Source organism: Aeromicrobium terrae, from assembly GCF_008039565.1.
Classification (GTDB): Bacteria; Actinomycetota; Actinomycetes; order Propionibacteriales; family Nocardioidaceae; genus Aeromicrobium; species Aeromicrobium terrae.
The window spans coordinates 12,985-25,006 of sequence record NZ_VDUX01000008.1 but is presented as its reverse complement, the minus strand read 5'-3'; the positions used below and the strand labels follow the sequence as shown (position 1 = coordinate 25,006).

General features: G+C 70.6%; 12 protein-coding genes. 3 read left to right on the top strand and 9 right to left on the bottom strand.

What is annotated here, in order from left to right:
• Positions 1-28: 28 nt before the first annotated feature.
• The 5 genes from FHP06_RS14455 to FHP06_RS14435 are packed head-to-tail and all read right to left on the bottom strand — an operon-like array spanning position 29 to position 4,561.
• Positions 29-508 (bottom strand): SRPBCC family protein, encoded by a 480-nt coding sequence (locus tag FHP06_RS14455; protein WP_147687511.1) that lies wholly within the window; start codon positions 506-508, stop codon positions 29-31.
• 13 nt (positions 509-521) lie between these two features.
• Positions 522-1,781: an iron uptake transporter deferrochelatase/peroxidase subunit gene (gene efeB, locus FHP06_RS14450; RefSeq protein ID WP_222706498.1), complete on the bottom strand. Its 1,260-nt coding sequence runs from the start codon at positions 1,779-1,781 to the stop codon at positions 522-524.
• 15 nt (positions 1,782-1,796) lie between these two features.
• A complete protein-coding gene (gene efeO / locus FHP06_RS14445; protein WP_147687510.1) occupies positions 1,797-2,927 on the bottom strand; it encodes an iron uptake system protein EfeO in 1,131 nt (376 codons plus the stop codon).
• A 60-nt stretch (positions 2,928-2,987) separates the two neighbouring features.
• Entirely contained in the window at positions 2,988-3,461 is a 474-nt protein-coding gene (locus FHP06_RS14440; RefSeq protein ID WP_222706497.1) for a GNAT family N-acetyltransferase, read from the bottom strand.
• Complete coding sequence (locus FHP06_RS14435; RefSeq protein ID WP_147687509.1) at positions 3,458-4,561, bottom strand: GuaB3 family IMP dehydrogenase-related protein; 1,104 nt, start codon at positions 4,559-4,561, stop codon at positions 3,458-3,460. Before FHP06_RS14435 ends, FHP06_RS14440 begins: the two co-directional genes overlap by 4 nt.
• 133 nt (positions 4,562-4,694) lie before the next feature.
• On the opposite strand from FHP06_RS14435, the gene FHP06_RS14430 reads away from it, so the two are divergent.
• Both FHP06_RS14430 and FHP06_RS14425 read left to right on the top strand, forming a co-directional pair.
• Positions 4,695-5,117, top strand: coding sequence for a cyclic nucleotide-binding domain-containing protein (locus FHP06_RS14430; RefSeq protein ID WP_147687508.1), 423 nt, complete (start codon positions 4,695-4,697; stop codon positions 5,115-5,117).
• Positions 5,114-6,100, top strand: a complete 987-nt coding sequence (locus FHP06_RS14425; RefSeq protein ID WP_147687507.1) for an adenylate/guanylate cyclase domain-containing protein — start codon at positions 5,114-5,116, stop codon at positions 6,098-6,100. Before FHP06_RS14430 ends, FHP06_RS14425 begins: the two co-directional genes overlap by 4 nt.
• On the opposite strand, the gene FHP06_RS14420 is transcribed toward FHP06_RS14425, so the two are convergent.
• Genes FHP06_RS14420 through FHP06_RS14405 form a run of 4 tightly spaced genes read right to left on the bottom strand, consistent with a single transcriptional unit; the run spans position 6,080 to position 10,927 of the window.
• Positions 6,080-7,759 carry an FAD-binding dehydrogenase gene (locus tag FHP06_RS14420; protein ID WP_147687506.1) on the bottom strand — a complete coding sequence of 560 codons (1,680 nt, stop codon included), beginning with the start codon at positions 7,757-7,759 and terminating at the stop codon, positions 6,080-6,082. The two genes, FHP06_RS14425 and FHP06_RS14420, sit on opposite strands and share 21 nt — an antisense overlap.
• On the bottom strand, positions 7,756-8,781 hold the full coding sequence (locus FHP06_RS14415) for an NYN domain-containing protein (RefSeq protein WP_147687505.1): 1,026 nt from the start codon (positions 8,779-8,781) through the stop codon (positions 7,756-7,758). The genes FHP06_RS14420 and FHP06_RS14415 overlap by 4 nt, the downstream gene beginning before the upstream one ends.
• A 1-nt stretch (position 8,782) precedes the next feature.
• A complete protein-coding gene (gene guaB / locus FHP06_RS14410; protein WP_147687504.1) occupies positions 8,783-10,294 on the bottom strand; it encodes an IMP dehydrogenase in 1,512 nt (503 codons plus the stop codon).
• 9 nt (positions 10,295-10,303) lie between these two features.
• Positions 10,304-10,927, bottom strand: coding sequence for a TetR/AcrR family transcriptional regulator (locus tag FHP06_RS14405; RefSeq protein WP_187271955.1), 624 nt, complete (start codon positions 10,925-10,927; stop codon positions 10,304-10,306).
• Between the two features lie 38 nt (positions 10,928-10,965).
• Between FHP06_RS14405 and FHP06_RS14400 the strand changes: the two genes are divergently transcribed.
• On the top strand, positions 10,966-12,021 hold the full coding sequence (locus FHP06_RS14400; RefSeq protein WP_147687502.1) for an oxygenase MpaB family protein: 1,056 nt from the start codon (positions 10,966-10,968) through the stop codon (positions 12,019-12,021).
• Position 12,022: the final 1 nt, after the last annotated feature.

Below are 12,022 nucleotides of genomic sequence, written 5' to 3'. Positions count from 1 at the left end.
GAGTATGCGAAGCGTGACATGGCCGATGTCACGTGCTGGATGAGCCGGACTCCACGACGTCGCGGATGCGCTCGAGGGTCGTGCGCATGCCTTCGCGGTTGGTGCGGCCGCGGGCCCAGCCGAGGGCGCCCCAGTACAGCTTCAGCAGCGGGTTCCCGGCGAGCTGGAAGTACTCGGTGACGTCGACGCCGTCGTCGGCCGGTTCGATCCGGTAGCCCCACGTGTTCACGTCGCGGTCCCCCACGATCACGGTGAACTCGAACTGCCGGCCCGGCTCGCAGCGGTCGACGCGGCACAGCGTCCAGTAGACCGGGCCGACGCCGTTCCGCTTCACGTGGCCCTTGAAGTGGGCACCGACCTCGGGTCCGGTGGAGCCCCGGGTCCAGCGGGCCTCGAACGTCTCGGGGCTGAACTCGCCGATGCGGGTGACGTCGCTGACGAGGTCCCAGACCTCTTCCGGCGACGCCTTCATGTGGACGGTCACGGAGTCGCCGAGGTTCATCGTCATGCCGTGAACCTACTCAGGCGAACAGGGTCTCGCCGACGAACCCGGTGCGGCCGACTCCGGGCGGGCAGGCGAAGACGCCGGTGCTGACGTGGACGATGTACTCGTTGAGCAGGTCGTTCTGCGAGCCGGCGAGGCTCTTCTGGATTCGGATGAACTGCTCCGGGTCGCGCTGGTAGGCGATGAAGAACAGCCCCGCGCTCAGCTGGCCGAGGCCGTCGGACCCGTCGACGAAGTTGTAGCCGCGCCGCAGGATCTTGACTCCGCCGTTCGTGTCGGGGTGGGCCAGCCGGACGTGCGACTTTTCCGGGATGGCGAGCTCGCCGTCAGGGCCCTTCGCCTTCAGGTCGATCGTCGCGAACTCGTCGCCGCCGCTCAGCGGACCGCCCGACCCCTTCGTGCGCCCGATGATCTGCTCCTGGCCTTGCAGCGACTCGCGGTCCCAGGTCTCGATCCGCATGTTGATCTTGCGGGTGACGAGGTAGCTGCCGTCCACCAGCCAGTCGGGGCCGTCGTCGGGCCCGACCCAGACGAACTCGTCGACGCTCCTGCGCTCCTCGACCTTGATGTTGGCCGTGCCGTCCTTGAAGCCGAGCATGTTGCGTGCGGTGACCTGCGCCTGCGACGTCGACGACGTGCGGCCGAAGCCCATCTGCGAGTACCGCACGGAGGCCCGGCCGAACGCGATGCGCACGAGGTTGCGGACCGCGTGCACCGCGACCTGCGGGTCGTTGGCGCACGCCTGGACGACGAGGTCCCCGTGCGAGATGGCCGGGTCGAGCTGGTCGCCGGAGAACGCCGGCAGGTCGGTGAGCTTCTCCGGCTTCCTCCCGTCGAGCCCGAACCGGGGCTTGCCGTCCTTCTCGAACAGGCTCGGCCCGAACCCGAAGGTGAGGGTCAGCTGCGACGGCGGCAGGCCGAGCGCCTCCCCGGTGTCCTCCGGCGGGCCGAGCGGCGAGCCCGCGACGGCACCGTAGACGCCGATCTCGTTCCCGGCCGTGAGCTTGCGGGCCGCCCGCGTCCAGTCCTTCAGCAGCGAGATCAGGTCGTCGCGCTTCTCGCTCGTCATGTCCAGCGCGACGAGGTAGAGCCGGTCCTGGGCCGGCGTCACGATGCCCGCCTGGTGGCGTCCGGTGAACGGCACCGGGAGAGCCGCCTCCGCCGGCTTCACCGGCGGGTCGTCGGAGCTCCCGAGGGCGTAACCGCCCCCGACGCCGGCCGCGACGGCACCGATGCCGGCGGCGCCGAGGAGGGCGCGGCGGGACAGGTCAGTCACGTGGAACCACGGTACTCACGCTGAGGAAGCCACCACCGAGGCGACCTTGCTGATCGGCTCGCTCAGGGCGGCCACGGCGTCGGACAGCTTCTTGACCTGCGCCTTGGACAGGTCCGTGTACGGCGCCCACTCGCCGGTGCTCTTGTCCTGGTACTGGTTCAGCTCGGCGTCGAGCTCCTTGAACCGCTGGTCGATCAGGGCGACGAGGTCCGGGTCCTGCTCCTCGAGCACCGGGCGCAGCGCCGCGATGGCCGCCTGGGAGCCCTCGATGTTCGCCTTGAAGTCCCACAGGTCGGTGTGGCTGAACTCGTCCTCCTCGCCGGTGATCTTGCCGGTGGCCACCTCGTCGAGCAGGCCCTTCGAGCCCTGCGCGAGCTGCAGCGCGGTGAGCGGCTGGTCCTTCGCCTGAGCGACGACCTTCTTGATGTTCGCCAACAGGTCGTCGGCGTACGTGCCCATGCCGTCGGTGTTGCCGGCCACCCAGAGCTGCTTCTCGATGCGGTGCCAACCAGTGAAGTCGCGGCCCTCGGCCTTCGCGTCGGGCTCGCGGCCGTCGGTCAGCGGGTCGAGGTCGCCGAAGACCTCGGCCACGGGCTCGATGCGCTCCCAGTACGTACGGGCGACCGGGAACAGCTTCTTGGCCTCGTCGACCTCGCCGGCCTTCACGGCGGCGACGAACTCGTTCGTCTTGTCGATCAGCGCGTCGGTCTGCGACGCGACATAGCGCTCGTAGCTCTTGGCCGCGGCCTTGAGCTCGGCGGAGTCGGACAGCTTCTTGGCGGCCTCGCCGGTGACGGTGAGCTTCTGGCGGATGCCGTCGCCGACCATGCCCGGCTTGCAGGCGCCCTCGTAGGTGCCCTTCTCCAGGTCGACCACGAGGTTGCGCGACAGACCCGGGCCGATGTTCTCGACCTCGCCCATGATCCGGTCGCCCTTGGCGTACACGTAGAACTCGGTCACCTTGGAGCCCTTGTTCGTGACCGTGAAGGTCGACGGTCCGGCGTCGAGCTCGGTCTTGGAGACCTTGCACGAGGAGTCGGTGGCCTCGACCGTCAGGCCCTTCGAGCCCGCGGCGTCCTCCGACGCACAGGCGGAGAGGCTGACGAGAGCCAGGGACACGACACCGAGGGCGGCGAGGGACTTCATGCACGAGCTCCTTGAAAGTTAGGTGAGCCTCACCATGCTAGGACACCTCTCCCGCGCGGCTCAGAGGGGGCTCGGGAACACCTTCGCGAAGCACCGCGAGTAGGCCAGCTGCTCGTACGGCGGGTACACCGGGATGGGCGTGTAGCCGTGCCGCGTGTAGAACGCGATCGCCGCGAGCTGCTTCTCCCCGGTGTGCAGGACGAGCCGTGGGACGCCCTGCTCGCGGGCCCACTCCTCGACCTCGGCCAGCAGCCGATCCGCGACGCCCTCGCCGCGGTGCTGGGGCGGGACGTACATGCGCTTGATCTCCACGTCGTCGCCGAGCCGGCGCACCGCGACGTGGCCGACGGGCTCGTCACCGTCGTAGAGGACCTCGGTGAGCAGCACGGTGGCCGGGTCGATGGTCAGCCCGCCGTCGCGGTCCTGGACCGCGGCGCCCTCGAGGTGCGCGGCGTCCTCGTACAGCCCGCGGACCTCGGCCTGCATCGCCTCGCGCAGCCGGACCGCGTCCGGGTGCAGCCAGTCGACGTTCAACCAACCACGACCTCGACCCGCTGGAACTCCTTGAGGTCGGTGTAGCCGGTGGTAGCCAGCGCGCGCCGCAGGGCGCCGATCAGGTTCATCGTGCCGTCGGGCACCGACGACGGGCCGAACAGCACCGACTCCAGCGTGCCGACGGTGCCGATCTCCACGCGCTCGCCGCGTGGCAGCTCGGAGTGCCAGGCCTCGGCGCCCCAGTGGAAGCCGCCACCGGGCGCCTCGACGGCGCGGGCGAACGGCGAGCCGATCATCACGGCGTCGGCACCACAGGCGATGGCCTTGGCGATGTCGCCGCTGCGGCCGATCGAGCCGTCGGCGATGACGTGGACGTAGCGACCACCGGACTCGTCGAGGTAGTCGCGCCGGGCGGCGGCGACGTCGGCGACGGCGGAGGCCATGGGCACCGCGACGCCGAGCACGGACCGCGTGGTGTGCGCCGCTCCCCCGCCGAAGCCGACGAGGACGCCGGCGGCACCGGTGCGCATCAGGTGCAGGGCGGCCTGGTGGGTGGCGCAGCCGCCCACGATGACCGGTACGTCGAGCTCGTAGATGAACTCCTTGAGGTTCAGCGGCTCGGTCTGGCCGGAGACGTGCTCGGCGGACACCGTGGTGCCGCGGATGACGAACAGGTCGACGCCGGAGTCGACGACGACGTCGGCGAGCTGCTTGGTGCGCTGCGGGGAGAGCGCGCCCGCGACGGTGACGCCGGCGTCGCGGATCTGGCGGAGCCGCTCGGTGATGAGCTCGGGCCTGATCGGCTCGGCGTAGAGCTCCTGGAGGCGCCGCGTGGCCTGGGACGCGTCGATGCCGCGGATCTCCTCGAGCAGCTTCTCCGGGTTCTCGTACCGGGTCCACAGACCCTCGAGGTCGAGGACGCCGAGCCCGCCGTGGCGGCCCAGCGCGATGGCGGTGTCGGGGCTCATCACCGAGTCCATCGGGGCGGCCATGACCGGGAGCTCGAAGCGGTACGCGTCGATCTGCCAGGCGGTGGAGACCTCCTCGGGATCACGCGTGCGACGGCTCGGCACGATGGCGATGTCGTCGAAGGAGTACGCGCGACGACCGCGCTTCGCGGTGCCGATCTCGATGTCCATGGGTTCAGCCTAGAGCGAGCTCGGACCTGGTGGTTTGGTGGACAGGTGCCACGGTCGATGGAAGTATTCCGACGGAAGAGCCCGGTCGGCGGCCCGTCGGGTCGCCCTGAGCAGGAAGTTCGTGGTGCCTCCCATGCGCAGAGATCGCTTCGCCCCTGATCCGGAGACGATCGCACGGCTCAAGGAGCTGTCCGGCCTCAACGACAACGACGTGCAGAAGGTCGCCGAGCTCGGCCGCCTCGTGCACCTCCCCGACAGCTGGTCCCTGATCCTGGAGACCACGCCTGCGGACGCCGCCTACTACATCCTCGAGGGCGAGGTGTCGGTCCGTCGCGGTGGCGAGGAGGTCGCCACCCTCGGCCCGGGCACCTTCATCGGCGAGGCCGCGATCATGAACCACTCGATCCGGTCGGCCGCGGTGGTCACGAAGACCGAGGTCACGGCGCTGAACTTCACGCCGGAGTCCGGACGCGAGCTCGTCGCGGCCGTCCCGTCGATCGGCGAGGCCATCGCCGAGGCCGACGCCGAGCGCACCGCCGACAACGCGGGAGAGTGAGCGACGAGGAGTCCTTCGACCCCTCGTTCATCGTCGACGCCCTCGCCGAGCTGGTCCTCGGTGAGGCGCCGAACCTGAAGCGCGCGGACGTCGCCCGCCTGTCGGGGCTGTCGCCGGAGGTCACCCGTGCCCGCTGGCGCGCGCTGGGCTTCCCGGAGGTCGGCGACGACGACGTGGCGTTCACCCAGGCCGACGTCGAGGCGCTCGGGATGGCGCAGCAGCTGATCGACCTCGGTGTCATCAACGACGAGACCGAGCAGGCGTTCATCCGCACCATCGGCCGCACGTTCTCGCGGCTGGCCGAGTGGGAGGTCCGCGCGATGCTCGTGGCGCTGTTCGCGGACGCCGGCGACCCGAAGGTCGCGGCGGAGCGGCTCGGGATGCTGGAGGAGCTCATCCCGCTCGGCGAGCGCATCCAGACGTACGCCTGGCGGCGGCACCTGGTCGGGGCGGCGAGCCGGCTCGCCCTCACCGACACGCAGGTCGACGTCGCCGAGGACACGTGCATCGGGTTCGCCGACATCGTCGGCTACACGACGCGCAGCCGTCGGATGACCGCCCGCGAGCTGGCCGAGCTGGTGGAGCGGTTCGAGAGCGTGGTCGCCGGGCTCATCACCGACCACCACGGCCGCGTCATCAAGAGCATCGGCGACGAGATCCTGTTCGCCACCGACGACGTCCGCGACGCCGCGTCCCTCGCCCTGGACCTGCTCGAGCAGCACGAGCAGGACAAGACGTTCCCGCAGATCCGCGTCGGCATGTCCTACGGCCGGGTGATGAACCGCCTCGGCGACGTCTACGGTCCGGTGGTCAACCTCGCGTCACGCCTGACCAACGTGGCCCGCCCCGGCCACGCCGTGATCGACCACGACATGGCCGCTCAGCTCAAGGGCGACGAGGACTTCCGGCTCCGGAGGATGCGCCGGACGTCGGTCAAGGGGTTCGAGCTGCAGGAGATGTGGTCACTGAAGCGACCCCGCTAGTGCCCTGCCGGCGCGCAGGCCGGAGAAGATGCAGCCGCCGAGGAACGTGCCCTCCAGCGCGTTGTAGCCGTGCACGCCGCCGCCGCCGAAGCCGGCGACCTCGCCGGCGGCATAGAGGCCGGGGAACGGCTGGCCGTCGGGCCGCATGACCTGTGAGTCGAGGTTGGTCTCCAGACCGCCGAGGGTCTTGCGACTCAGGATGTTCAGCCGGACGGCGTGCAGGGGGCCGTTGGCCGGGTCGAGGAACCGGTGCGGCTTGGCCACGCGGACGACGCGGTCGCTGCGGAAGCGTCGGGCGTTGGCGATCGCCATGACCTGCAGGTCCTTGGAGTACGGGTTGTCGACCTCGGCGTCGCGGGCCTCGATCTGCCGGCGGAGCTGCTCGTGGTCGAGCACGGCGTGGTCGCGGTCCGGCGTCGACGCGGTGAGCTCGTTCATGCGCCTGACCAGCTCGTCGAGCGTGTCGGCCTGGACGAAGTCGATGCCGTGGTCGATGAACTTCTGCACCGGCACCGGGGCACCCTTGGCGAGCCGGTTCTTGACCAGGAACTTGACGTCCTTGCCGGTGAAGTCGGGGTTCTGCTCCGAGCCGGAGAGGGCGAACTCCTTCTCGATGATCGGCTTGGTGGTGACGAACCAGGTGTAGTCGTAGCCGGTGTGCCCGATGTGGCGCAGGGTGCCGAGCGAGTCGAAGCCCGGGAAGTTCGGCGCCGGCAACCGCCTGCCGGTGGCGTCGAACCACAGCGACGACGGCCCGGGGATGATCCGGATGGCGTGGTCGGGCCAGATCGGGTCCCAGTTGTGGATGCCCTCGACGTAGTGCCACATGCGGTCGCGGTTGACGAGGTTCGCGCCGGCGGACTCGCTGATGCCGAGCATGCGGCCGTCGACGTGGGCCGGGACGCCGGGGATCATGTGCTTCGGCGCGGGCCCGAGCCGGTCGACGGGCCAGTTGGCCCGGATGATGTCGGGCGCGTGACCGATGCCGCCGGACGTCACCACCACGGCCTGGGCGCGGAGCTCGAAGTCGCCGACGGCCTCGCGGTTGGACGCGACCCCACGGGCCTCGGTGGACGGGGCGAGCAGGGTGCCGCGCACGCCCACCACGGCGCCACCCTCGACGACGAGCTCGTCGACCTGGTGGCGGTGCGCGAACCGGACCGTGCCGGCACGCTCGGCCGCCTCGACCGGCTCGAGGAAGATCCGGACGACCTCCGGCCCGGTGCCCCAGGTGAGGTGGAACCGCGGCACGGAGTTGCCGTGGCCCGTCGCGGTGCCGTCGCCGCGCTCGGCCCAGCCGACGAACGGGACGAACTTCAGCCCGAGGTCGGTGAGGTAGGCGCGCTTCTCGCCGGCGGCGAACGCCACGTACGCCTCGGCCCACTGCCGGGGCCAGTGGTCCTCGTCCTCGCGGTCGAACTGCGCCGAGCCGTGCCAATCCTGCAGGGCCAGGGCGTGCGAGTCGTGGATGCCGAGGCGGCGCTGCTCAGGGCTGTCGACGAGGAAGATGCCGCCGAGCGACCAGAATGCCTGGCCGCCGCGGTTGGCCTCGTTCTCCTGGTCCACGATCAGCACGGACTTGCCGGCCTTCACCAGCTCGTGGGTGGCGACCAGGCCCGCCAGCCCCGCACCGACCACGATCACGTCGGCGTCAGTCATCGAATCTCCTTCAGGGACAGGTCGGGGAGCATGTCGGCGGGCTTGGAGCGGCGCATGACCAGGACGGGCTGGGCGTCGTCGTCGCCCTGGGCCAGGGCGTAGCGAGTGCCGGCGAGCGCGAAGCGCAAGGCACGCGACAGGTTGCGGACGCCGACCGCGGACGGGCTGAGCTGCGGCGCGGCGGCACGGATCGCCATCGCGAGCAGCGGCAGCGTGCCGCCGCGCGCGACGAGCTTGTCGCAGTAGCTGTGGAACTTGGGCGTGGCGAGGAGCTTCGCGATGGCGTCCTTGTACTGCTCCGGCGACGAGGCCGGGCCCTTGACGACGACGCCGATGTCCTTCGCCAGGGCGTGCCAGTTGGGCGTGCTCGACGGCGGTGGCTCCTCCGGGGGCGGGGCGGCCTTCTTGGCCTTCTTCTTCGGCTCCGGCTGCTTCTTCGGCTCGGCCTTCTTCTCCGGCTGCGCCTTCTTGGCGGTCTTCTTCGCGGTCTTCTTCGCCGGCGCCTTCTTCTCGACCGTCGGCCTCGGGATGGAGACGTAGAGGTCGGCCTCCTCGCGGAGCAGCGAGTTCACGTCGTGCTCGGCGAGCGTGGCGCCGACGACGTACTTGCCGAGCTCGTGCAGGCGGCGGACGAGCGGCACGAAGTCGCCGTCGCCGGAGACGATGACGAACACCTCGATCGACTCGCGCTCGGTGGCGAACCGCAGGCAGTCGACGACGAGCTCGATGTCGGCGGCGTTCTTGGTGGGCGCACCGGCCGCGAACACCTGCATGGTGCGCACGCCGTCGCGCTCGACGTCGCGGCGGAAGTCCTCCAGGCCGAGCCGGTTCCAGTCGGCGTAGGCGTGCGCCACGGCGATGCCGCCCGCCCCGGCCTCCTCGCCGGCCTCCCGCTCGACGAGCTCGAGGATGTCGGCCATCGAGACGTCCGGGATCTCCAGCTTCCCGTAGCCCTTGAACAGGTTCTCGGCGTCGATGAACACGCCGACGTTGCGCTGGCGCGCGGCGGATGAGCGGGCCACGTCAGCGCGAGCTGTAGTTGGGCGCCTCGACGGTCATCTGGATGTCGTGCGGGTGACTCTCCTTGAGCCCGGCGGCCGTGATGCGCACGAAGCGGCCCTTCTGCTGCAGGTCGGGGACGGTGCGCGCGCCGACGTAGAACATCGACTGGTGCAGGCCGCCGATGAGCTGGTGCGCCACGGCGCCGAGCGGTCCGCGGTACGCGACCTGGCCCTCGATGCCCTCGGGCACGATCTTGTCGTCGCTGACGACGTCGGCCTGGAAGTAGCGGTCCTTGGAGTACGACTGCTTGCCGCGCGAGGCCATGGCGCCGATCGAGCCCATGCCGCGGTAGCTCTTGAACTGCTTGCCGTTGACGAAGATGAGCTCGCCCGGGCTCTCCTCGCAGCCCGCGAGCAGCGAACCGACCATGACGGAGTCGGCACCGGCCACGAGCGCCTTGGCGATGTCGCCGGAGTGCTGGAGGCCCCCGTCGGCGATCAGCGGGACGCCGGCCGGCTTGCAGGCGAGCGATGCCTCGTAGACCGCGGTGACCTGCGGCACGCCCACGCCGGCGACGACGCGGGTGGTGCAGATGGAGCCCGGCCCGACGCCGACCTTCACGGCGTCGACGCCCGCCTCGACGAGCGCCTGGGCGCCCTCGCGGGTGGCGATGTTGCCGCCGATGACCTGCACGTCGTGGAACGCCGGGTCGGCCTTGAGCCGACGGATCATGTCGAGCAGCGCCCGGGCGTGGCCGTGCGCCGTGTCCACCACGATGACGTCGACGCCGGCCTCGCGGAGCGCGTTGGCGCGGTCCCAGGCGTCGCCGAAGAAGCCGACGGCGGCACCGACGAGGAGTCGGCCGTCGCCGGCCTTGCTGGCGCGCGGGTACTGCTCGGACTTCACGAAGTCCTTGACGGTGATGAGCCCGGCGAGCCGTCCCTCGTCGTCGACGATCGGGAGGCGCTCGCGCTTGTGGGCGCGCAGCAGGGCGGAGGCGTCGTCGTGGCTGATGCCGACGGGGCCGGTGATCAGCGGCATCGGCGTCATGACGTCGCCGACGAGGGTGCGGCCCCACTCGGCCACCGGGGTGAAGCGGAGGTCGCGGTTGGTGACGATGCCGAGCAGCTTGTCGTCGGGGTCGACGACCGGGAGGCCGGAGACGCGGTACTCGCCGCAGAGCTCGTCGAGCTCCTCGAGCGTGGCCTTCGGGCCGATGGTGACCGGGTTCGGGATCATGCCCGTCTGCGTCCGCTTGACGAGGTCGACCTGGTACGCCTGGTCCTCGACCGAGAGGTTGCGGTGCAGGATGCCGATGCCGCCCTCGCGCGCCATCGCGATGGCCATGCGGGCCTCGGTGACCGTGTCCATGGCGCTGGACAGCAACGGGATGCGCAGCTCGGTCTCGCGGGTCAGCCGCGTGGTGGTGTCGACCTCGCTCGGGATGACGTCCGTCTCACCGGGGAGGAGCAGGACGTCGTCGTACGTGAGTCCGAGGTTCGCGAACGGATCAGGGATGCCGGTCTGCTCCATGCACCAATGCTACTCGCGGGGGGCAGGCGGCTCGACGAGCGTCAGGACGGCGCGGACGCCCGCGACGAGCCGGTCGGCGCTGAACCGGTCCGGGTCCTCCAGGAGGAGGCGGCCGAAGTGCTCCAGCACGGCCACGACGGCGTGCGAGAGCAGCTCGACGTCGGCGGTCCCGGGCACGCCGAGCTCGGCCAGCTCGGCGATGCGCCGGCGGATGGCCTCGCGGTCGCCGTCGATGCGGTCGCGCACCGGGCCCGGTGTTCCGTGCGGCGCGAGGAGGATGGGCCGCCACGTCTGCGGGTCGGACGTGACCGCCTCGACCATCCGGGTGGCGGTGCCCACGACGATCTCCTCGAGCGAGCCGGCGCCGCTCGCCTCCGCGAACGCGTCCTCCAGCTGCCCCAGCGCGCGGGACTCCTGGCGGTCGAGGAGGGCGGAGAGCAGCGGACCGAGACCGTCGAAGACGCCGTACACGACGGGGCGGGTGACACCGACCTCGCGTGCGATGGCGTCGATCGAGACGCCGCCGTACCCGTCGCGGTCGATGATCGCGATCGCCGCGTCGAGCAGCTGCTCACGACGGACCTCCCGCGGGACGCGGGCGGCGTAGGGGCGGCGCTTCGTGACGGTCGGCACCTTGCCAACTTTACTACACATGTGTAGTAATTGGATCCATGAAGAAGCGCCACGCACCCGAGCCGCACGAGGACTACGGATTCTTCGGACCCGACTCCGTCACCTGGAAGGTGTGGGGCTACCCCACCTCCGCCACGATCGGGTTCCAGCGATCCGTCGTGATCGAGGAGCTCGATCCCGCTCTCGTCGCGTCGGTCGACGCCACGCAGGCGATCATCGAGCGCCCGCGCACGCGGTACGACCGCACGCTCCGCTACTTCTCGATGGTCGCGTTCGGCGACAGCCGCTCGACGTCGCAGGCTGCGGACGTCCTGGTCAAGGTGCACTCCAAGGGCATCGGCATCGAGCCGCTGAGCGAGAAGGCGTACGACGCCAACGACCCGCACTCGCAGCTGTGGATCCACCTGACCGCATGGCACTCGATCCTCTACGCCTACGAGAAGTTCGGCCCCGGCCGGCTCTCCCCCGAGGATGAGGCGCAGTACTGGCAGGAGTGCGCCGTCGCGGCCGAGCTGCAGACCTGCTCCCCCGACGACGTCCCGCGCACGCGCGAGGGCATCCGGGAGTACTTCGAGCACATGCGCCCGAAGCTGGCCGGGTCCGAAGTGGCGCAGCGGACGATGGCGCACCTGCTGAACACCCACGTGATGATGCCGAAGATGCCGCTGGTCGTGCGGCCGGGCATCTGGGCGGTCAGCCGGGTCATCCGGGCCGGCACGATCGCGACGATGCCCCGCTGGATGCGCTCGATGGGCGGACTGCGCCAGTCCCGTCTCACGGACGTCCTCGCCACCATCGCGCTGCGGATCGGGTTCGCGGTCGTCGAGCACATTCCGGGCGCCAAGCTGGCCGTCGTGAAGGTGATCTCGCCCATGACGGTTCCGGTCGTGGCCCCGATCTTCGCGGGCGTCCCGCCGGTCAACCCCGTCACGCTGACGCCCGCCGAGGCGCGGGAGCGCTACGGCTACGACAAGCCGGCCGAGGCGCACCTCGCTCTGCGCGCCAAGCAGCACCGCAAGGTGTTCGGGGAAGGCGGCAAGCCGAGCGAGGAGGGCATCCTCGAGTCGCAGGCGATCCTCGGGTCGATCGCCTAGA